This window comes from Streptomyces sp. NPDC036822, from assembly GCF_055609145.1.
Window position 1 is genome coordinate 498,006 of the sequence record NZ_JBVJPY010000004.1, and the last position, 19,280, is coordinate 517,285.

The 19,280-nt window shown below is 73.4% G+C and carries 20 protein-coding genes; 8 read left to right on the top strand and 12 right to left on the bottom strand.

All coding sequences use genetic code 11. From position 1 onward, the window contains the following. Positions 1-5 precede the first annotated feature (5 nt). Positions 6-926, top strand: a complete 921-nt coding sequence (locus tag ACZ68P_RS12820; RefSeq protein WP_471005426.1) for a 3'-5' exonuclease family protein — start codon at positions 6-8, stop codon at positions 924-926. Between the two features lie 90 nt (positions 927-1,016). Here the strand turns inward: ACZ68P_RS12820 and ACZ68P_RS12825 are convergent, their stop codons facing one another. Then, positions 1,017-1,631: a TetR/AcrR family transcriptional regulator gene (locus ACZ68P_RS12825; protein ID WP_471005427.1), complete on the bottom strand. Its 615-nt coding sequence runs from the start codon at positions 1,629-1,631 to the stop codon at positions 1,017-1,019. A gap of 152 nt (positions 1,632-1,783) precedes the next feature. Between ACZ68P_RS12825 and ACZ68P_RS12830 the strand changes: the two genes are divergently transcribed. Together ACZ68P_RS12830 and ACZ68P_RS12835 are read left to right on the top strand one after the other, a co-directional pair. Next, the gene (locus ACZ68P_RS12830) at positions 1,784-3,181 is read left to right on the top strand and encodes a purine-cytosine permease family protein (protein WP_471005429.1); all 1,398 of its coding nucleotides are present in this window, start codon (positions 1,784-1,786) and stop codon (positions 3,179-3,181) included. A gap of 128 nt (positions 3,182-3,309) precedes the next feature. Continuing rightward, complete coding sequence (locus tag ACZ68P_RS12835; RefSeq protein ID WP_471005431.1) at positions 3,310-4,971, top strand: amidohydrolase; 1,662 nt, start codon at positions 3,310-3,312, stop codon at positions 4,969-4,971. A 66-nt stretch (positions 4,972-5,037) separates the two neighbouring features. Here ACZ68P_RS12835 and ACZ68P_RS12840 read toward each other — a convergent pair whose 3' ends face one another. From ACZ68P_RS12840 to ACZ68P_RS12850, 3 genes are all read right to left on the bottom strand, one after another. Beyond that, positions 5,038-5,694 carry a DUF305 domain-containing protein gene (locus ACZ68P_RS12840; RefSeq protein WP_471005433.1) on the bottom strand — a complete coding sequence of 219 codons (657 nt, stop codon included), beginning with the start codon at positions 5,692-5,694 and terminating at the stop codon, positions 5,038-5,040. Between the two features lie 109 nt (positions 5,695-5,803). Further along, positions 5,804-6,256, bottom strand: a complete 453-nt coding sequence (locus tag ACZ68P_RS12845) for a DUF6153 family protein (protein ID WP_471005434.1) — start codon at positions 6,254-6,256, stop codon at positions 5,804-5,806. Between the two features lie 78 nt (positions 6,257-6,334). Further along, complete coding sequence (locus tag ACZ68P_RS12850) at positions 6,335-6,679, bottom strand: tetratricopeptide repeat protein (protein WP_471005435.1); 345 nt, start codon at positions 6,677-6,679, stop codon at positions 6,335-6,337. 139 nt (positions 6,680-6,818) lie between these two features. On the opposite strand from ACZ68P_RS12850, the gene ACZ68P_RS12855 reads away from it, so the two are divergent. Continuing rightward, a complete protein-coding gene (locus tag ACZ68P_RS12855; protein WP_471005437.1) occupies positions 6,819-7,784 on the top strand; it encodes a pirin family protein in 966 nt (321 codons plus the stop codon). Here the strand turns inward: ACZ68P_RS12855 and ACZ68P_RS12860 are convergent. Next, positions 7,712-9,004 (bottom strand): PP2C family protein-serine/threonine phosphatase, encoded by a 1,293-nt coding sequence (locus ACZ68P_RS12860; protein ID WP_471005440.1) that lies wholly within the window; start codon positions 9,002-9,004, stop codon positions 7,712-7,714. The genes ACZ68P_RS12855 and ACZ68P_RS12860 overlap by 73 nt on opposite strands. Positions 9,005-9,202: 198 nt before the next feature. Then, positions 9,203-9,712 carry a hypothetical protein gene (locus ACZ68P_RS12865; RefSeq protein ID WP_471005442.1) on the bottom strand — a complete coding sequence of 170 codons (510 nt, stop codon included), beginning with the start codon at positions 9,710-9,712 and terminating at the stop codon, positions 9,203-9,205. A 390-nt stretch (positions 9,713-10,102) separates the two neighbouring features. Here ACZ68P_RS12865 and ACZ68P_RS12870 point away from each other — a divergent pair, with 390 nt between their 5' ends. Beyond that, positions 10,103-10,693, top strand: a complete 591-nt coding sequence (locus tag ACZ68P_RS12870; protein ID WP_471005443.1) for a DUF642 domain-containing protein — start codon at positions 10,103-10,105, stop codon at positions 10,691-10,693. Here ACZ68P_RS12870 and ACZ68P_RS12875 read toward each other — a convergent pair. After that, positions 10,677-11,693, bottom strand: coding sequence for a GlxA family transcriptional regulator (locus ACZ68P_RS12875; protein WP_471005444.1), 1,017 nt, complete (start codon positions 11,691-11,693; stop codon positions 10,677-10,679). The two genes, ACZ68P_RS12870 and ACZ68P_RS12875, sit on opposite strands and share 17 nt — an antisense overlap. Positions 11,694-11,764: 71 nt before the next feature. On the opposite strand from ACZ68P_RS12875, the gene ACZ68P_RS12880 reads away from it, so the two are divergent. Continuing rightward, positions 11,765-12,919, top strand: a complete 1,155-nt coding sequence (locus ACZ68P_RS12880; RefSeq protein ID WP_471005445.1) for a saccharopine dehydrogenase family protein — start codon at positions 11,765-11,767, stop codon at positions 12,917-12,919. A gap of 37 nt (positions 12,920-12,956) precedes the next feature. Here ACZ68P_RS12880 and ACZ68P_RS12885 read toward each other — a convergent pair whose 3' ends face one another. From ACZ68P_RS12885 to ACZ68P_RS12895, 3 genes are all read right to left on the bottom strand, one after another. Continuing rightward, positions 12,957-13,337, bottom strand: a complete 381-nt coding sequence (locus tag ACZ68P_RS12885) for a DoxX family protein (RefSeq protein WP_471005446.1) — start codon at positions 13,335-13,337, stop codon at positions 12,957-12,959. A gap of 331 nt (positions 13,338-13,668) precedes the next feature. Next, positions 13,669-14,298: an alpha-ketoglutarate-dependent dioxygenase AlkB gene (locus ACZ68P_RS12890; RefSeq protein ID WP_471005447.1), complete on the bottom strand. Its 630-nt coding sequence runs from the start codon at positions 14,296-14,298 to the stop codon at positions 13,669-13,671. A 491-nt stretch (positions 14,299-14,789) separates the two neighbouring features. Continuing rightward, entirely contained in the window at positions 14,790-15,599 is an 810-nt protein-coding gene (locus ACZ68P_RS12895) for an AraC family transcriptional regulator (RefSeq protein ID WP_471005448.1), read from the bottom strand. Positions 15,600-15,662: 63 nt separating this feature from the next. Here ACZ68P_RS12895 and ACZ68P_RS12900 point away from each other — a divergent pair, with 63 nt between their 5' ends. Continuing rightward, on the top strand, positions 15,663-16,304 hold the full coding sequence (locus ACZ68P_RS12900; protein WP_471005450.1) for a TIGR03086 family metal-binding protein: 642 nt from the start codon (positions 15,663-15,665) through the stop codon (positions 16,302-16,304). Between the two features lie 49 nt (positions 16,305-16,353). Here ACZ68P_RS12900 and ACZ68P_RS12905 read toward each other — a convergent pair whose 3' ends face one another. Beyond that, on the bottom strand, positions 16,354-16,575 hold the full coding sequence (locus ACZ68P_RS12905; protein WP_471005451.1) for a hypothetical protein: 222 nt from the start codon (positions 16,573-16,575) through the stop codon (positions 16,354-16,356). A 129-nt stretch (positions 16,576-16,704) separates the two neighbouring features. Between ACZ68P_RS12905 and ACZ68P_RS12910 the strand changes: the two genes are divergently transcribed. Then, positions 16,705-17,208 (top strand): metallophosphoesterase family protein, encoded by a 504-nt coding sequence (locus ACZ68P_RS12910; RefSeq protein WP_471005452.1) that lies wholly within the window; start codon positions 16,705-16,707, stop codon positions 17,206-17,208. 95 nt (positions 17,209-17,303) lie between these two features. Here ACZ68P_RS12910 and ACZ68P_RS12915 read toward each other — a convergent pair whose 3' ends face one another. Continuing rightward, positions 17,304-19,223 carry a glycosyl hydrolase family 8 gene (locus tag ACZ68P_RS12915; RefSeq protein ID WP_471005453.1) on the bottom strand — a complete coding sequence of 640 codons (1,920 nt, stop codon included), beginning with the start codon at positions 19,221-19,223 and terminating at the stop codon, positions 17,304-17,306. Between the last annotated feature and the right edge of the window lie 57 nt (positions 19,224-19,280).

A 19,280-nucleotide genomic window follows, 5' to 3' on the forward strand; every position in this document is an offset into this window, starting at 1 on the left:
AGACCGTGACGGAGGGTGCCGGCCCCGGCGCCGGGAACGCCGCGCCCGGGGACCCCGCGCTCGCCGGGGCCGGGGCGGCCGGGCCCGTCAACGACTACGACGCCCCGTGCGCGGTCTGCGGGGCGGTGGTCGAGGCCGGTTCGGGCGTGCTCCGGCGCGCCCGGACGGGCGGCTGGAAGGTCTACCACGGCGCACACGTGCCGGAGCCGGGGCCACCGGCCCGCCTCCCGCACCCCGGCTGGCACCGCCGCCGCCTCATGGCCCTGGACATCGCGACCACCGGCAACCGGGCGGCCGTCGACCGCGTCCTCACGGCATCCGTACGGACCAGTGACGGGACGGCCCGCGACTGGATACTGGATCCAGGATCCGATCTCCTCTCCGTGGCGCCCGGCAAGGGACATGGCATGACCGTCGAACGGGCCCGCGCCGAGGGCGCCCCGGCCGCGCCGGCCCTCGCCGAGGTGGCGGACCTGCTCGCCGCGCACCTGGCGTCGGGGGAGCTGCTGGTCGTCTGGTTCGCCCCCCACGTCCTGTCCCTGCTCCACGCCGAACTCCTGCGCCACGGCGTGCGGCCGCTCACGGAGCGGCTGCCCGGTGGGGTGGCCCCGGTCTGCGACCCCCTCGTCCTGGACCGCCACGCCGACCGCTACCGCCCCGGCCGCCGCTCCCTGGAGGCGGTCACCCGCTGGTACGGCATCCCGCACGCGCACCCGGGCGACGCCGCCTCCGACGCCGAGGCCACCCTCGCCCTCGCCCAGGCCGTCGGCGCCTGCTACCCCGCCGTCGCCCGGCTGTCCCGGCCGGTGCTCCACGCCGAACAGACCATCTGGAACGCCGAGTCGTCGCGCCACCGCCAGAGCGCCCCGGACTGGCCCATGACACCGGTGGAACCCCTGCCGTGGGAGGAGCCGCCGACGGGGTGAACTCCCCTGCGGGCCGACCGCCTTGCGGCCCGGGGCCCGAAACGCCGGAGCCGGTGTACCGGACCGCCGTGCACCGGAACCGGCGAGGCGTCAGGCCTTCGGCACCAGCCGGGCGGTCGCCGCCCGCGCCGCCTCCAGGGCGGGGCGACTGTCGCGGCCCCCCTCCTGGCCGAGGACGACCCGGGTGCTCAACCCGTCGAGAAGCGCGAGGAGTTCGGACGCCCGCCCGGTCACCTCGGAGGCGTCCATCGGGGCGAAGCGCCCCTGCGTCACTCCCTTGGCGAGCAGCGTCTCCAGGTCCTCCTGCCAGCCGAGGTCCAGTTCCCGCTGAGCCTCGCCCAGGGCCGTGTTGGCCGACGCCCGGGCCCAGAGCTCGATCCACAGCGTCCAGCGCGGATCACGGGGCCCGCGCGGAAGGTAGAGCCGGAGGAAGAGGTCAAGCTTGCGCTCCGCCGTCATCCTGCGGGTCAGCAGCGACCGGCGCTCCTCCGCGAGCGCCGCCTCGCTCCAGCGCAGCGCCGCCAGCAGCAGCAGGTCCTTGCTGCCGAAGTAGTACAGGATGTGGCCGCCGCTCGTCCCCAGCCGTTCGGCGAGCGCCGACATGGTGAGCGCCGCCAGACCGTCCTCGGCGATGGCCGCCATGGCCTCTTCGAGCATCCGTTCCTGGGTGATGTGCCCGTCGCGCCGTCGTGCCGCCCCTGCCACCCGCTCCGCCTCCGCCGCGCCGCTTCCTGACGGTCACGACTCTAACCGCAGGTCCCCGGGGTCTTGACGCGACCGGCACCTCTCACACATCTTGAATGGCGTTCTATCTTCTAGAACGGCATTCAAGGTCTGTGGAGTGGTGGGAGCCGAGAGTGGACAGGGCACTACAGGACAGAACGGCCGTCGTCGGCCGCGACGAGGTCTTCCAGGTCGAGGGCCACGGCATCGACCCCATCCCCGACGCCGAGCGGCACGGAGGTGCCAAGGACCTCTTCTGGCTCTGGTTCGGGTCGAACCTCACCTTCACCTACGTGATCAACGGCGCCCTCGCCGTCGCGTTCGGCCTCTCCTTCTGGCAGGCCACCGCCGTCGTCGTCGTGGGCGGCCTCGCCTTCTTCGCGATCAGCGCGGCAGGACTCGGCGGGGTCCGCACCGGCACCGCGACCCTCGTCATCTCCCGCGCCGCCTTCGGCGTGCGCGGCAACTGGCCGGCGGGCCTGCTCAACTGGGTCGTCAGCATCGGCTACACCATCGTCAACACGGTCGTCGGCACCCTCGCGCTCGAGGCGTTCCTCGCCGACCTCGGCTGGGGCGGCGGCCTTCCCCGCGCCCTCGCGCTCGCGATCACGCTGACCATGACCTTCGCCGTCGCCCTGTGGGGCCACGCCACCGTCCAGTTCGCCGAACGCTGGATGGCCTACGCCCTCGCCGCCGGTTTCGCCGCGCTGCTCGTCTTCGTCCTCCCCGGCTCCGACACGGCCGCCCCGGCCGCCGGACCCGGCGCCGCCGGCTGGAGCCTCGCCTTCGTCGTCATGCTCGCCGGCCCCTTCTCGTACCTCCCGATGCCCGCCGACTACACCCGCTACCTGCCCCGCACCACCTCGCTCAAGGCCCTCACCTGGAGCGGCGCCCTCGGTGGCTTCCTCTCCTCGGTGGCCCTCGGCGTGGCCGGGGTCGCCGCCGCCACCCAGACCGACATGACGGACGCGGTCGCGGGCGCCGAAGGGCTGCTCCCGAGCTGGTTCCAGCCGCTCTTCCTCGCCCTCGTCCTCGGTGGATCGGTCACCAACTCGATCATCACGCTCTACTCCTCCAGCCTGAACCTCCAGGTCCTCGGGATCCCGTGGAGCCGTGCCCGCGCCATCGTGATCAGCGCCGCAGTCACCGCCCTCGGCTCGCTCGGCGCCCTCTTCCTCACCGACTTCACCACCTCGCTCCTCGCCTTCCTCTCCCTCCTGATCATCGTCTTCGCCCCCTGGGGCGGTGTCTTCCTCGCCGACATGGTGCTGCGCCGCTGCCACTACGACTCCGCGTCGCTGCACGCCGGCGAGCGGGGGACCTACTGGTACCGCGCCGGCTGGCATCCCGCGGGGATGGCGGCCCTGCTCTCCGGCATGCTCTTCGCGGCGCTCACCTGCGACTCCGAGCTGTGGACCGGCCCGCTCGTCGCACCGCTCGGCGGGGCCGACCTCACCCTTCTCGGTGCCGCGGTCTCCGCGCTGGTCTATGTCCTCCTGGCGCGCCGCACCGTCGCACCCGCCCGGCCCTAGGTCGTGTCCGGAAGGTCTCGCCTGGGCTGTGACGCCCTCCCTAGGTCCGGTCCCTCCCTCGTACTTCACCCACACCCGCACCCACACGACCCCTACACGCGTCAGCACCGCACCCGGAGTTCACCCCCATGTACACCCCCACCCCCGTGGATCTCGTCCTCACCCGCGCCCGGATCCACACCGTCGACCCCGCCCTGCCCGAGGCCGAGGCCATGGCCGTACGCGACGGGCGGATCGTCTGGATCGGTGACGACGCCGAGGCCGCCGCCTGGGTCGGGCCCGACACCCGGATCCTGGACGCGGGCGGCCGTCTGGTCCTGCCCGGCTTCATCGACGCGCACAACCACGTGCGCCTCGGTTCCGACGACGCCTGCGTCCAGCTCGCCGGAGCCCGTACCCTCGACGCGATCCACGAGCGGATCACCGCCTGGCGGGCGGCCCACCCGGACGCCGAGTGGATCGAGGCCGAGGCCTTCGACTACTCCGCGATCCCCGGCGGCCGGATGCCCACCGCCGCCGACCTCGACCCGGTCACCGGAGACACCCCCGCCCTCGTCCTCAGCTACGACGTGCACACCGCCTGGCTCAACACCGCGGCCCTGCGCCGGCTCGGTGTCGGCCGGGACCGTACGAGTCTTCCGTTCGGCGAGGCCGCCACCGACCCGGACACCGGCGAACCCACGGGATTCGTCAAGGACTTCGCCGTGAAGGGCCTCTCGCGGGACGGCCACCGCGCCCTGCGCGAGCTCGGCGTGCCGTGGGCGGCGCCCGACCGCCAGTACGGCCGGCTCGCGAAGAGCCTCGACGACGCGATCGGCTACGGCATCACGACCGTCGTCGAACCCCAGAACTCCCTCGACGACCTCGCCCTCTTCGAGCGGGCCCGCGCCGAGGGCAGGCTCCGCTCCCGGATCGTCGCCGCGCTCTTCCACCCGCGCGGCACCACCGAGGCGGACCTCGACGCGTTCGCCGCCGCGGCACGGACCCACGCCGACGACCGGCTGCGCGTGGGCCCGCTCAAGCTGTACATCGACGACGTCGTCGAACCGCGCACGGCCGCGCTCCTGGAGCCGTACGCCGGCTGCGGCCGGCACCGCGGCGACACCTTCTATCCGGCGGAGGAGTTCGCCGAACTGCTCACCCGCCTCGACGCCCGCGGATTCCAGTGCTTCGTCCACGCCACCGGCGACCGCGGCATCCGCACGGTCCTCGACGCCGTCGCCCGCGCCCGGGAGGTGAACGGGCCGCGTGACGCCCGGCACCAGGTCGTGCACGTGGAATGCCTCGACCCGGCCGACACCCCGCGCTTCGCCGCGCTCGGCGTCGTCGCCTGCATGCAGCCCCGCCACGCCGCGCCCGACATCGCCGGCCCCGGAAAGGACTGGGCCGAGAACATCGGCCCCGACCGCTGGCACAAGGCGTGGCCCCTGCGCAGCCTGCACGCCGCGGGAGCGGTGCTGGCGCTCTCCAGCGACTGGAACGTCGCCGAGATGGATCCCATGGTCGGCATCTACACCGCCGTCACCCGCCGCCCGCTGACGGGCGGCGGGGAGCCCTGGACGCCGGAGGAGACGATCGACGTCGCCACCGCCGTCGAGGGGTACACGATGGGTTCGGCCTACGCCAACTTCCTGGAGGACGAGCGCGGTTCGCTGACCGTGGGCAAGCTCGCCGACTTCGTGGTCCTGTCCCGCGACATCCTCCGCGTGGACCCGGAGGAGATCCCGGGCACGGTGGCCGAGACGGTCGTGGTGGGCGGTGAGATCGTCCGTACGCGACCGCGCGACTGACCTCGGTCGCGGACCGGGCAGGTCGCACGCCACGCGTGGCGAGGGACCTGCCCGGAACGGCGCCGATCAGAGCCGGCCGAGGATCCTCCGCAGCTGCTCCACCTCGGCGGACTGGGTGCGGACGACATCGTCGGCGAGCTTCCTGGCCGTGGTGTTGCGGCCGTCCTTCTGCTCGGCCTTCGCCATCTCGACCGCGCCCTCGTGGTGGGCGATCATCAGCTCGGCGAACTTCCTGTCGAAGTCCTTGCCCCGGGCGGCCGACAGGTCCTTCATGTCCTGCTCGGACATCATCCCGGACATCCCGTGACCGCCCTGACCGTCGTGACCGTCGTGGCCGGTGGACTCGGGCTCGCCCCACGCGGCGAGCCAGGACCTCATCTTCCGGATCTCGGGGCCCTGGTCCTTCTCGATCTCGGCGACGAGCCTCCTGACCTCGGCGTCCTGGGCCCGGCCGCGAGCCAGCCCGGCCATCTCCAGGGCCTGCTCGTGGTGCGGGATCATCATCCGGGCGAACCTCACGTCGGCGTCGTCGAACGCGCCGGGCGCGGTGTCGGCCCCGGAGGCGGTGGCGGACGCGGAGGGCTTGCTCCCGTGGTCCGGCCCGTGACCGGACCCGTTCGCCGACGTGTCGCCGGAGCCGCAGGCGGAGAGCAGGAGCCCGGCGGTGGTCACGGCGCCGGCGACGGCGAGCTTCCGGGCGGTCGGGTTCGTGAAGGCACGCATGTGTCACACCTCGTGTGCTGTCGGTGCGGCGTACGCCCCTGCGTACGCGCGGAAAGGGCTGAAGGGCGCGTCCGCGGGCGCACCAGGCACCCGCGGGGGCGGATCAGGCCTATATCCGCAGGACGGACAGCTGGGCGAGGTCGGGAGGCCGGGGCGGCGGGGCGTTCGGGCCCAGGCCGGCCCGGAGGCGGGCGAGGAGCGCGGCCGGCACGTCGCGGCGGCGGCCGAGCGCCGCCCGCACGAGCCCCGCGATCAGCCAGGCGCCGAGGACGGCCACGCAGAGCGTGGTCATGTCCATCGCCAGGCCGGAGTCGTGCGAAGGGGCGGGCGACCCGGTCGTGGTGGGGACCTCCCGGACCGCCGCGCCTGTCGCGCCGTCAGGCGCGTGGGCTCCGGCGGCGGAGACATGAACCGTGGCGGTCGCGCCGCCTGCGGACGAGCCGTCGGGATGGCCCACCGTGTGCATCACGACCACGCCGAGCGAGAGCAGGACGACGAACAGCAGGTGCGCCCAGGCGCCACCCGCTCGCCCCTCGTCACGACCTCTCCGGTGCGCGCCCACGATCGACCTCCCGCTCCGACCCTACCCAAGGTTCTCGGGCACGCGGCCGAGGGCCCGCCCCGCACCCTTGTCCGAGGGCTACTCCGCTACCTCCCCTGACATCGCGGCGGCGAGCCGGAGATGGGGCGCCGCCTCCGCGGGCCGTCCCTGGCGCTCCAGCGTGCGTCCGAGCATCAGGCGGGCGTAGTGCTCCACCGGGTCGCGGTCGAGCACGGCACGGAGTTCGGTCTCGGCCCGCGAGAGCTGCGCCGAGTGGTAGTAGGCGCGCGCCAGCAGCAGGCGCTGGGCCGTCTGCCCGGGGTGCTCGGCGACCAGGCCGCGCAGGATGCGCGCGGCCGTGAGGTACTCCTTCGCCTCGAAGAACAGCCGGGCGCGGTCCCAGCGCTCGCCGGCGGTCCCGAACTCGTAATAGGTCTCGCTCACTTCGTTCCCTTCGCCGGGCCCCCGCTCTGTCACCCTGGGGGAGGTGCCTCCGTCAACACCCACACATGGTTGAACATTCCACTACTATTGTCGCGTGGGCGAGCTCGCGCCTCACCCCGACAGGAATAGGTTGAGCGCCATGAGCAATCTTGATCGACAGGCCGCCCTGAACGTCTGCGGCGGCCGCGGCTTCGTCGTCGCCGAGCCGGTACGGGAACTCCTCAGCCCCCGCCGCGTCCAGCTCGGCGAATCCACCGAGGTCCGCCGGCTGCTCCCCAACCTCGGCCGCCGCATGGTGGGGGCGTGGGCCTTCGTCGACCACTACGGCCCGGACGACATCGCGGACGAGCCCGGCATGCAGGTGCCGCCGCATCCGCACATGGGACTGCAGACGGTGAGCTGGCTGCACGAAGGAGAGGTGCTGCACCGCGACAGCACGGGCAGCCTCCAGACGGTCCGGCCCCGTGAGCTGGGCCTGATGACCTCCGGCCGGGCCATCTCCCACTCGGAGGAGAGCCCCCGCCCTCACGCCCGCCTCCTGCACGGCGCCCAGCTCTGGGTCGCCCTTCCCGACGCCCACCGGCACGTCGACCCGCACTTCCAGCACCACGCGACGCTGCCGCAGGTCACCGCCCCCGGTGTCACGGCCACGGTGATCCTCGGCGCGCTCGACGGCGCCGAGTCCCCCGGCACCGTCTACAGCCCCCTCGTCGGTGCGGACCTGGCCCTGGAGGCGGGCGCGGAGGCCCGCCTCCCCCTCGAACCGGACTTCGAGTACGCGGTCCTCTCGATGTCGGGCGAGGCCCACGTCGACGGCGTCCCGGTCCTTCCGGGCTCGATGCTCTACCTCGGCTGCGGCCGTACGGAGCTGCCCCTGCGCGCCTCCTCCGACGCGGGCCTGATGCTCCTGGGCGGTGAGCCGTTCGAGGAGGAGATCGTCATGTGGTGGAACTTCATCGGACGCTCCCACGAGGAGATCGAGGCGGCCCGCACGGACTGGATGACGAGCACCCGCTTCGGCGAGGTCCACGGCTACGACGGCGGCCGCCTGCCCGCCCCGGCGCTCCCGCCGGTGGCGCTCAAGCCGCGCGGGAGGGTGCGCTGACCCGCGTCGAGCGCGGTCGCGAAGGCCTCGGCCTCGTCGGCGTCGGTGTGGCGGCTGGTGCGGTGGGTGCCGTACCAGTCCAGACACAGGACGGTGGCGTCGTCCTGCAGGTGTCCCCGGCAGGCGTCGCGGACCGCGGTGACCAGGGTCCGTACGGTCTCGCGCGGGTGGAAGCCGCCACTGTCCCGGACGAGCGCGGCGAGGTCGACCCCGGCCGCCGCGCGCTCCTGCATGCCGTCGGTGAGCAGGATCAGGCGGTCACCCGGGCGCAGATCCACCTCCTGTACCCGGTAGTCGACCGGAGAGGCGACACCGAAGGGCAGGTTGGCGAAGAGCGGCAGCTCCTCCACGACGCCGTCCCGTAGCCGCAGCGGCCGCGGGTGGCCGGCGTTGACCACCTGCGCGGTCCCGTCGTCGAGACGGATGCGGAGCAACTGGCCGGTGGCGATCCCCCGGTCGTGATGGAGCAGCGCCCGGTGCGCGCGCCGGGCCTGTTCCGCGATGTCGCAGCCGACGCGTCTCGCTCCGCGCAACGCGCCGAGCAGGAGCGTCGCCAGCAGCGCCGACTCGGTGTCGTGCCCCATGGCGTCGGTGATGGACACGTGCAGGGTGTCCCGGTCGAGGGCGTAGTCGTAGGTGTCGCCACCGATGTCGTCGGCCGGTACGAGACCCCCGGCGACGGCGAACTGCGCGGCCTCGCAGCACGCCGCGGACGGCAGCAGCTGGTGCTGGATCTCGGCGGCCAGGCTGGTGGGCGTGGTGCGCCGACCGCAGTGGTAGAGATCGGTGAAGCGCCGGTCGGTGACGATGATGTACGCCAGTGCGTGTGCCGCCTCGCTCACCTGACGGAGCACCGCCTCGTCGGCGCTGGGCAGCGTCATCTCCAGCACGCCGACGCAGTCGCCACGGTTGGTGACGGGAGAGATCACCAGATGGTCGTCGTCCCCGTCCGACTCCACGTGCAGACGCTGGGAGCGCAGCACCTTCTCGTACACGCTGCCGCGCAGGCCGATGCGCGACTCCCCGGGTCCGCCCTCCACCCCGTCGACGGTGGTGAGTCGTACGAGCTCCTCGCCGATCAGGTCGACGAAGAGGAACGACACGCAGGTCGCTCCGAACCGCTTCTGCAGGTTTCGCGCCACGACATCGACGGACTCGACCGGTGAGGCGTCCTCCGCCTCGGCCAAGACGTCTCCCAGCCCCCACACGTCACCGTCCACGGCAACCTCCTCAAGTCGCCGCTTCTTATGCCCCCGAAGCCCTGCTTCTCACGCCGCCGTCGCCGGGTGCGAGATCACTTACACCGGGACGGTGAGGCGGCGGGGCGCACGGCCGATCGCCCGTCCGAGTCCCGGTCTTCCGTTCGGGGAGGCCGGTACCCGCCGTCTCGCGGGGGTTCCTCGGGGCGGCGCCGCCGCTTACGAGCCGTGCCGCCGGGAACCGCCGGAACGACGGCCGCCGGTCGCCGCGAGGACGCTGCCGGCGACGGCGATCACCGCGATGGCCAGGGCGACGCTGACTCCGCCCTCGGTGTCCCAGTACACGTCTTCGAGGCTGATCAGCAGCGCCGCCTCGTCGAGGATCAGGGCAAGCCCCACTCCGTAGGCGAGCCCCATCCAGGCGCGCGTCCGGGCCGAGCGGTCGGCCAGGGAGGCCGCTCCCACGCCCGCGAGAAGCAGGATGCCCCAGACGTAGTGGTGGAGGTGGACGCCGCCGGTCTCGACATCGCCGAATCCCGCCATGTCGATGTGGATCAGCCAGGTGAGCAGACGCATCCCGCCGAAGGTGAGGGCGAAGCCCCACCAGGCGAGGACGAACCCGCGGCGCTCGGGCGAGATGCCCGGCAGCAGGCGCAGCCAGGGGGACGGCCGGCCGGGGGGCCGGTCGGCCGAGAGGTCGGGCTTCTCCGGCGTCTCCGGTGAGGTCACGGGCCTTCTCCTCGTGTACGGGAGCCCTTGGGTCGTGTCCGGAAGGTCTCGCCTGGGCTGCGGCGTCCGGTACGCACTCCCCCGTAGCCCTCGGGCACGGGGGTGCCCCCGGCCGCGTTGTCGGCGGGCGCGCGGCGCGCCACGGCCGAGGAACCGGCCCGCGGTGGTGGGCCGCACGCCCGGGAGGAGGTCCCGGCGCGGGTCGTCGTCGATCGCATCCGACCACCATCGCCCCTCGGCGGCCCGCCGTGCGGGAACGCCGTGGCGTCGAGCGGACGCTCGCCCGTCCTCTCGACACTTTCGGGTGACAGAGGCCGACCGCCCGTCACGCACCGTGACGGGCGGGAACAGTAGGGGCGGCCTCAGTCCGCGACAGAACGGAGATCCGTCATGCCCCCCACCCCCGCCCTCGGCCGTGTCCTGCTCGGCGCCGCCGCCGCGTCGGCCTTCCTGCTGACGGCGGCGGTGCCGGCCCAAGCGGAGCCCGCCGGGCGGTTCCTTCCGGTGACCAACCCGTCGTTCACGCAGCCGCAGCTCGGCAGCGGCTATCAGAACGTGTCGACGGGCTTCAACACCATCCCCGGCTGGACCGTGACCTCGGGCTCGGTGGACGTGGAGGCCGCGGAGTGGGCGAAGACCGGCTCGCCGTCCCAGGCCGTCAGCCTCAACGGCACGGGTATCGGCGGGATCTCCCAGGCGGTGCCGACGACTCCCGGTCGCGTGGTCACCGTCACCTTCCGGTACGGCACTGAGACGTGGTCGGGCTGCGAGAAGTCCAGGAACCTGCGCTTCGCGGTCTCGGGCGCGGGCCCGGACTCCGAGCGACTCTTCAACGCCGGTGCCCCCGACGGCGCCCGCGCCGACTGGCGGACGGCGACCTACGCCTTCACCGCACGGTCCCGCGTCTCGCACCTCCGGTTCGACTCGGTGACCGAGGGCCATTGCGGGGCCGTCATCACGGACGTCACCGCGGAGGAGTAGGAGGAGGAGTAGGAGAAGGAACAGGGAGAGAGGGAGGAGCAGGAGGAGCGGGGTGGGCGCTGCGGAAGGTGCGCCGGTAGGCGTCCGGCGGGACCCCGAGCGTGCGGTGGAAGTGGCGGCGCAGGGTGGTCGCGGTGCCCATGCCGGTGGCCGTCGCGATCGTGTCGACGCTGTCGTCGGTCGTCTCCAGAAGCTCCTGCGCACGGTGGATCCGCTGGGTCGACAGCCAGCGCAGGGGCGTCGTCCCGGTGACGGCGTGGAAGTGGCGCGCGAGGTTGCGCGAGCTCATGCTCGCCCGGCGGGCCAGGTCTTCCACCGTCAGCGGCCGGTCCAGCCGCGCCAACGCCCAGGCGAACAGCGCGTCGAGGGAGTGGTCCCGGGGCTCCGGCACCGGCGTGGCGACGAACTGCGCCTGCCCGCCCGTCCGGTGGGGCGGTACGACGAGGCGGCGCGCGACGGCGTTGGCGACGGCGGCACCGTGGTCGAGCCGGACCAGGTGCAGACACAGATCCATCGCCGCCGCCTTGCCCGCGGAGGTCAGGACCCGGCCGTCGTCGACGTACAGCACGTCCGGGTCGACCCGGACGCGCGGGTGGCGGGCGGCCAGCGCGGCGGCGTGCCACCAGTGCGTGGTGGCCCGCCGTCCGTCCAGCAGCCCGGCGGCGGCCAGCACGAACGCGCCCGTGCACAGGGACGCCACCCGCGCACCGGCGTCGTGGGCGGCGCGTACGGCCTCCACCAGATCGGCGGGCGGTTCCTCGGCGGGGTCCGCGCACGCGGGGACGATCACGGTGTGGGCGCGGACGAGCCCGTCGAGCCCCTCGTCGGGCGCGAGCCGGAAGCGGTCGCCGACCCCCACGGACGCGGGGCCGCAGACCGTGAAGTCGTACCAGGGGTCGACGAGGTCGGACCGGTCGACGCCGAAGACGTCGCAGGCGGCGGCGAGTTCGAAGTGCGGGACACCTTCGGTGACGGCCAGCGCGACCCTGACACTGCTCATGTCCGAAAGTGTACGAGCCGTGGCACTACCGCCACTCACGGAGGCACGCACGGGGCGGACAGGATGGCCGCATGAACGCATCACCGGCAAGACGAGACTCCCACTCCGCACATCCGGACCGCACGGTCGTGGTGTACGGCGCCTACGGACACACGGGGCGCTTCGTGGTGGCGGAGCTGCTGGCACGTGACTGGACCCCCGTCCTCTCCGGCCGTGACGCCGGCCGGCTCCGGGAGCTCGCGGCGGAACACCGCGGACTCGACGTACGGCCGGCGGCGGTCGACGACCCCGCCTCGCTCGACCGCGCGCTGTCGGGCGCCGTCGCCGTGGTCAACTGCGCCGGGCCGTTCGCGTCGACGGCGGCCCCGGTGATCGAGGCGGCGCTGCGCGCCGGGATTCCGTACGTGGACGTCGCGGCGGAGCTGGAGGCCGTCGCGGACACGTTCGCACGCTTCGGGGACCGCGCCCGTGAGGCGGGGACGGTGGTCGTCCCGGCGATGGCGTTCTACGGCGGCCTCGGCGACCTCCTGGTCTCCGCGGCCCTGGGCGACCGGACGGAGGCGGACGAGGTGCTGACCGCCTACGCCCTGAGCAGCTGGCACCCCACCGCCGGCACGCGAGCGGCGGGCCGGGTCTCACGCGAGCGCCGGAACGGCCGCCGCAGGCTCCACACGAACGGAAGCCTGGAGTACCGCACCGGCGAACCGCCCCTGTCCCGCTGGTCGTTCCCCGAGCCGGTCGGCGAGCGGGACGTGGTGGGCGAGTTCACCATGGCGGACAGCGTCACCGTCCCGCGTCACGTGCGCATCCCGGAGATGCGGACGTTCATGAGCGCCGAGGCGGTCAAGGACCTGGCGTCCCCGGACACGCCGCCCCCGGCGGCCGTCGACGAGCGCGGACGCTCCGACCAGAGGTTCCTCGTGGAGGTCGTCGTCCGCTTCGGCGGCCAGGAGCGGCGGGCCGTGGCGCGGGGCCGGGACATCTACGCGATCAGCGCGCCGCTTGCCGTGGAGGCGGTGGCGCGGATCCTCGACGGCCGGACCTCCGACGGTCGGGCCCCCGACGGCGAGGGGGCGGACGGAGGCTCGGGCGGGCACGCGCGCCCCCGGCCGGCCGGCGTCGTGCCGGCGGGCGCGCTCTTCGACGCGGCCGACTTCCTCTCCTCGCTGGAGGACGGAGCGGGCGGCTTCGCATGGTCGCTGACCGCCCCTTCCGAGGGTCCCTGAGGCCGCCGGCCCCGGCCGGGGGCCGGAAGCCCTTCCGTCAGGCCTCGGCGCGGCCGGCGTGCCGGGCCCACAGCACCAGCGGAACCTGGAGCGGAAGCCTGCCGTAGGCGAGCGCCCTGGCGCGCGGCGAGCGGTTCCGCCAGTCGTACGCCATCTTGACGTTCGCGGGGAACACCCCGGCGAAGAACACCGCGGTGGCGCGGGCGCTCGCCCGACGGGTCGCGGGGACCACGAGACCTGCGGCCAGCGCCAGCTCCACCACGCCGCTGGCCTGGGTCCAGACCCGCGGGCTGCCGGGAAGGGTCCGCGGCACGGTGGCGTCGAACTGCTTCGGGGCGACGAAATGGGCGACGCCCGCCGAGGCCAGCAGGCCGGCGAGCAGGAGGGCGGAGCGGGCGGGACGGAACGATCGGGGCATCGGATTCCTCCGGGGGGGGGGGAGCGGACCGGCTACGGCGTCGACGCGGACGTTACCAGCCGGTAAGAAGGCGCGCGGGTGCACGCCTTCGCCCGGGAGAGGCCCCGGCCCACGGGACCCCGGCCCACGGCCTGCGCGCACGGGAGGCCCTGCGCGCGGGAGTCCCTCGCGTGCCGGGGCCTGCGTACCCGATGCCCTTCGGGCGCCATGCCCCCTTCGCGCATCGGAAGCTCTGCGCGCGGCAGCTCTGCGGGCCGGAGTCGCTGCGGACACGGAAGGCCCTGGCCTCGTCAGGTGCGGGCGAGTGCGGCGGGCGCCGGCGGCGGGAATGTCAGGACACGCCGCGGGTGCGGAACTGGACGCTGATCCGAGGGCCGACCGCGCGGCTCGACTTGGGGATCGCGTGTTCCCAGGTCCGCTGGCAGGAGCCGCCCATCACCACCAGGTCGCCGTGGCCCAGCGCCAGCCGCAGGGCCGCCGCGCCGCCGCCTCGGGGGCGCAGCGCCAGGTCGCGGGGGTCACCGACGGAGAGGATGGCCACCATGGTGTCCTGTGTGGCGGAGCGGCCGGTGCGGTCGCCGTGCCACGCCACGCTGTCGCGCCCGTCGCGGTAGAGGCAGAGACCGGCCGTGACGAACGGCTCGCCCAGCTCGGGGGCGTAATGCGCGGACAGGGCGGACCGGGCCTCGTCGAGCAGCGGGTGCGGCAGCGCCTCGCCCTCCCGGTAGGAGGCGAGGAGCCGGGGCACGTCGACCTCCCGCTCGTACATCTGCCGCCGCTCGGCCTTCCAGGGGACCCCGCCGGCCAGCTCCTCGAAGAGGGCGTCCGCCCCCGTCAGCCAGCCGGGCAGCACGTCGATCCAGGCCCCGCTCCCCAGCTCGCGTCGCCGTAGGCCGTGCAGCGGACCGAGCCGCATGTCGTCGCCCTGGTCGAACAGCGAGGCCTGGAGATGTGCGTGCATGCCTCCAGGCTACCCAATAAAACGAACACGTGAGCGAATAACGGGATCGCGTTCCGGTCGACGGGGCGGGGCGGCGGGACTCGCCCGGGTGTGCCCCATCACTCCGCGCGTGCGCCGGAAAGCCCCGGTCCACTCCCGGATCCCCGGGCGTCGGACCGGCGTGACGTTGATCCGTCAGCATGATTCTCGGACGGACGGCGCGGAAGACGGCGTTTCGGTGTCCGGCGAGGGCTCCGTCGTGCCACACTCCAGACACGAGCCCCTGTGTCTCCCCCCGTCATACGGGCTCGTCGGCCCCACCGGTCACCCCCCCCGGCCTGGTGGGGCCCCTTACGTTCCGGGCCAGGTCCCGTGCCGCGACACGCAGGAGACCCCGCCGCGACGGGGGGGTACGCGGCGGGGCCTGTCAGGCTGGTGCCCCGGATCGGGTGGCCCATTCCCCGCATGGCGGAATTTCTTCGGTTTCCCGGTCCGTCCCTCCGCGGCAGGGGTCAGCGCGCGAACGCGGTCGGCGGCACGCCCACCGTCGCGGTGAAGTCCCGGACGAGATGTGCCTGGTCGCTGTAGCCCAGCTCGGCGGCGAGAGCGGCCCAGTCCACAGCCCGGCCGGGCGCGCCGGCGGCACGCTCGAGGGCTTCGTGGATGCGGTAGCGCAGGACGACCCACTTCGGGCTCACCCCGACGTAGGCGGAGAACAGCCGCTGCACGGAACGGACGGACAGACCCTCGGAGCGGGCGAGCGCGCCGACCCGCCGCACGGTGCGGTCCTGCCGGATCCGGTCCGCCAGCGCCATGGCGGCCTCGGCCTGGGCATCCGGCTCCGGGCCCAGCGCGAGCAGGAACGCGTCCAGGGCGGCCACCCGCGCGTCCTCCCGCTCCGGGCCGAGGACGGCCTCGACGTCCCGCGCGATCTCCCGCCCGAAGACCTCGGCCGGCGGCACCTGCCGGCCCGTCCAGTGCGCCACCGGCCGGGCGGGCGCGAAGACCCGGAAGCCGCCCGGCCTGAACTGCACCCCGCACACCCGGCCGGTCCCCGCCAGCTCACGGGTGAACAGCTCCAGGCCGACACCGGACACCACGGCGCCGGCAGCGCGGACGTCGTCACGCTGGAAGACGAGATTGACCGACGGGTGCGGCACCACCCGCGTCACGTACGGCGTGTCCAGTGCCCAGTCGACGAGCCAGTAGTGCTCCACGTACGGCCGCAGCGGCACGGCGGGCTCGCGACGGCGGAAACGTACCTGCGACAGCAGTCCGGAAGCGTCCATGATGCCCCGGGTGTCGCGCCGCGGTCCTGCCATGGCGGCGATCCTATGTCGCGTTTCTTCAAGCCGGGGCCCTTGGCCCGCTCCTACGGTGCCGCCATGACCGACACCGCTCAGCAGGCACCCGGCCCCCACCCCCTCGCACCGTCGCCCGCTCCGCCGGGGATGGGTGCCCTCCTCGAAGCCGCCGCCCGCGCCGCCGTCCCCGTGGTGAGCGGGCTGCGGGACGACGGGCTCGGCGCCCCCACGCCCTGCGACCGGTTCACCATCCGCGACCTGCTCAACCACCTCTTCCAGGTCGTCGTCAACTTCCAGGCGCTGGCGGCCAAGGAGACCCCGGACTTCTCCACCACCCCGGACTACATCGGCATCTACGGGCCCGACTGGCGTGAGCGCTTCGCCGACGAGACCGCCCGTCTGGTCCGGGCCTGGTCCGCGCCCGGCGCCGGGGAGGGCACCAGCGGCGCGCTGGGCCTCCCGGCCCGGACGGTGGGCGGCCTGGCGCTGATCGACCTGACCGTGCACGCCTGGGACCTCGCCCGGTCGAGCGGGCAGAGCTTCACACCTGACGACGAGGGTGTGCGCGAACTTCTCGCCGTGGTACGGGAGATGGCGCCCGCGGCCCGGCAGTGGGGCGTCTTCGGCGAGCCGTGTCCGATCGAGCCGGGCGCCTCGGACTTCACGACCCTGCTCGCCCTGACCGGCCGCGACCCGGAAGCCTTTCCGGAGGCTCGTCCCTGACCGGCCGCGACCCGGGAGCCTTTCCCGAGCTCCGTTCCTGACCGGTCTCTCACGGAGGGGACTCCGCCCAGACCGCGGGGCCGCCGCCCCGCCATTCGATCAGGGGCGAGTCCACGACCTCGTCCGGTCCCAGCTCGAGCCCCACGGAGGCGAGCAGGTCCGCCACGTCGGCCACGCTCTCCGCCAGACCGAGGATCCTTCCGTCCGCGTGCACGCGACGGGCGCCGGTCGGGGACGGCGGATGGACGACGACGGGCGGGTGGCTGCTCATGGGTCCACTGTGAATCCGTACGGACTCACCCGCATCAGGCGTACTCCGGTCGGCGCAGGGCACACGGATGGGGCCCCAGCTCCGCACGTCGGCCGAGCTGGGGCAACCCGACCGGCCTACGGTGGCATCATGCGGCTGCTTCTCATGTCCGACACGCATCTGCCGGCCCGCGCCAAGCGCCTGCCCGAGGCCCTGTTGGCGGAGGTCGACGAGGCCGACGCCGTCGTCCACGCGGGGGACTGGATCGACGAGGCCACCCTCGACCTGCTGGAGTCCCGGGCCCGGCGGCTGATCGGCGTGTACGGCAACAACGACGGGCCGCCGCTGCGGCGTCGGCTGCCCGAGGTCGCGCGCGCCGAGCTGGGCGGACTGCGGTTCGGTGTCGTCCACGAGACCGGAGCCGCCGCGGGGCGCGAACAGCGCTGTGCCCGGAGCTTCCCCGACCTGGACGTCCTCGTCTTCGGGCACAGTCACATCCCGTGGGACTCCACGGCCCCCGGCGGTCTGCGACTGCTGAACCCCGGGTCCCCGACGGACCGCAGGCGCCAGCCCTTCTGCACGTACATGACGCTGACCGTCGCGGCCGGCAGGTTGGGCGACGTCACCCTGCACCGGCTTCCCCCGAGGTCCTGACGCCCGCGCCCGCGCCACGAGGACGTGCTCACCGGCCCGTGACGGGCCGGTGAGCACGGTGAAGGAGCGGGGTGGGGGGAGCGGGAGCGGTGGTGTTACGGGACCCAGTGGTTGCCGGACGCCGTGATCATCACCTGGAGCTGGATGCTCGCGGAGAAGTAGCTGCCGGTGTCGACGGGGGTGGCCAGCATCTTGTTCCACAGGGCGTCGAGCCACGCCTGGCTGCCCGCGTCGGTCATCGCCGCGACGGCGAACGGGGCGAAGAAGGCGGCCTCGCTGCCCGCGGAGATCTGGGTGCCGTCGAGGCGGTAACCCATGGCGATCCTGTTCGGGTCACCGCCGGTCTTCGCCTTGATCCAGCTGTTCAGCTTCCGCGCCGCCGCGAGGGACTTGGCATCGCCGCTGGTCACCGCGTCGTCCGCGATCCGCCACGGGGTGCGGCAGGCGTTCCACCAGTACGCGCCGTCGTTCGGGTCCTCCAGGACCTGCCCGGGTGCCGGCTTCGGGGAGGTGTCGGTGTTGACGACGAAGTCGGGCAGCAGGCCGGTGTTCGGGGCGTACGTGGACTGCAGGGAGGCGATCCGCGTCTGGTGCGCGGTGCGGATGGTGTCCCAGGCCGCGTCACCGGTCGCGGCGCGGAAGGCCCGGAAGTGGTCCACCATCCAGTCCGAGGTGCGGGTGATGTAGTAGTACTGGTCGCCGGAGCTGCTCCAGTCGCCCAGCTTCAGCAGGTGGGTCGTCGGGTTGACCTCGTCCTTCTTGATCGCCGCGATGTGTTTGATCGCGAGGTCCTTGTAGTTGTACGTCCCCGCGCTGCCCCACTGCTTGTCCGCGAGCAGCAGGCCGTACGCGACGTCCATGTCACCGTCGGTCGCCCCGTCACCGCCGTTGACGCTTCGGCAGTTCACGTCCTGCTCGGCCGCCAGCAGGTTCGGGTTGATGGCGGAGGGGTGGTCGATCTTCCACTTGACCAGACCGTCGAAGATCTTCTTCGCGTCGGGATCGGCGCCGGCCATCGTCGCGGCGATCACCATGCCGTAGCCCTGCGCCTCGGCGACGTACGGGTGGTCGGCGTCGGGGGAGATGACCTGGTACCAGCCGTTGCCGCAGTTCTGGCGGACGAAGGCCGACTTCCAGCTCTTGTAGTAGTCGACGACCTTCTGGTCGACGGCCGCCTGGCCGCCCGACGGCCTCAGCGTGCCGGAGACGTACGGCCTGAGGTGGCTGCCGAAGGGAACGGCGGGGCCCGTGCCGGTCGCGGGCGTGGTGACGGTGAGGGTGCTGCTCGCGGCCGACCGGTTGCCGGCCGCGTCGCGGGCCTTCACGGTGTAGCCGTACGACGTCGAGGCGGTGAGGCCGGTGTCGGTGTGGGACGTGCCGGTGGTGGAGCCGACGAGGGCGCCGCCCCGGTAGACGTCGTAGCCGGTGACGGCGACGTTGTCGGTGGACGCGTTCCAGGCGAGGGAGACGCTCGTGGCGGAGGAGGCGGTCGTGCGGAGGCTGCCCGGGGCGCTCGGCGCGACGGTGTCGGCGCCGCCGGCCGGGGAGCCGTAGACCCCGAACTCCCAGAGGGAGTAGCCGTACGGGGTGCCCCGGCCCGTCCCGTACATCCGTACGTAGCGTCCGGTACCGGCCACGGTGAGGTCGTCGGTCGCCCCGTCGCCCGCGCTGGTGGAGTACACGTCGGTCCAGGTCGAACCGTCGGGGGAGGTCTGGATCTTGTACGTCCTGGCGTACGCGGCCTCCCAGTCGAGCTTCACCCGGGAGATCGTGTGGCTGGAGCCGAGGTCGATCCGCACCCACTGCGGATCGACGCCCTCGGCGCTCGCCCACCGGGTGGCGGTGTTCGCGTCGACGGCGAGACCCGCTTCGAACCCGGCCCCTTCGATCGACGAGGTCGCCGTGGCCCTGCCGACCGACACCAGGGTGTCGGCGGCGGCGGCCTGGGGGGCGCCGACCAGCGGCAGGGCCAGGAGGCCCGTCGCGACGAGGAGGGATATGCCTCTTCGGCTCATGGCGGGGGTCGTTCCTTTCCGGACATCTCGAGTCATGGCATCTCCAGTGGATCGTGA

Coding starts and splice junctions, on each gene's coding strand:
- ACZ68P_RS12895 (WP_471005448.1), bottom strand. CDS start 15,599: ATGGCAGGACCGCGGCGCGACACCCGGGGCATCATGGACGCTTCCGGA.
- ACZ68P_RS12880 (WP_471005445.1), top strand. CDS start 11,765: ATGAACGCATCACCGGCAAGACGAGACTCCCACTCCGCACATCCGGAC.
- ACZ68P_RS12900 (WP_471005450.1), top strand. CDS start 15,663: ATGACCGACACCGCTCAGCAGGCACCCGGCCCCCACCCCCTCGCACCG.
- ACZ68P_RS12870 (WP_471005443.1), top strand. CDS start 10,103: ATGCCCCCCACCCCCGCCCTCGGCCGTGTCCTGCTCGGCGCCGCCGCC.
- ACZ68P_RS12910 (WP_471005452.1), top strand. CDS start 16,705: ATGCGGCTGCTTCTCATGTCCGACACGCATCTGCCGGCCCGCGCCAAG.
- ACZ68P_RS12840 (WP_471005433.1), bottom strand. CDS start 5,694: ATGCGTGCCTTCACGAACCCGACCGCCCGGAAGCTCGCCGTCGCCGGC.
- ACZ68P_RS12905 (WP_471005451.1), bottom strand. CDS start 16,575: ATGAGCAGCCACCCGCCCGTCGTCGTCCATCCGCCGTCCCCGACCGGC.
- ACZ68P_RS12875 (WP_471005444.1), bottom strand. CDS start 11,693: ATGAGCAGTGTCAGGGTCGCGCTGGCCGTCACCGAAGGTGTCCCGCAC.
- ACZ68P_RS12835 (WP_471005431.1), top strand. CDS start 3,310: ATGTACACCCCCACCCCCGTGGATCTCGTCCTCACCCGCGCCCGGATC.
- ACZ68P_RS12915 (WP_471005453.1), bottom strand. CDS start 19,223: ATGAGCCGAAGAGGCATATCCCTCCTCGTCGCGACGGGCCTCCTGGCC.
- ACZ68P_RS12855 (WP_471005437.1), top strand. CDS start 6,819: ATGAGCAATCTTGATCGACAGGCCGCCCTGAACGTCTGCGGCGGCCGC.
- ACZ68P_RS12885 (WP_471005446.1), bottom strand. CDS start 13,337: ATGCCCCGATCGTTCCGTCCCGCCCGCTCCGCCCTCCTGCTCGCCGGC.
- ACZ68P_RS12890 (WP_471005447.1), bottom strand. CDS start 14,298: ATGCACGCACATCTCCAGGCCTCGCTGTTCGACCAGGGCGACGACATG.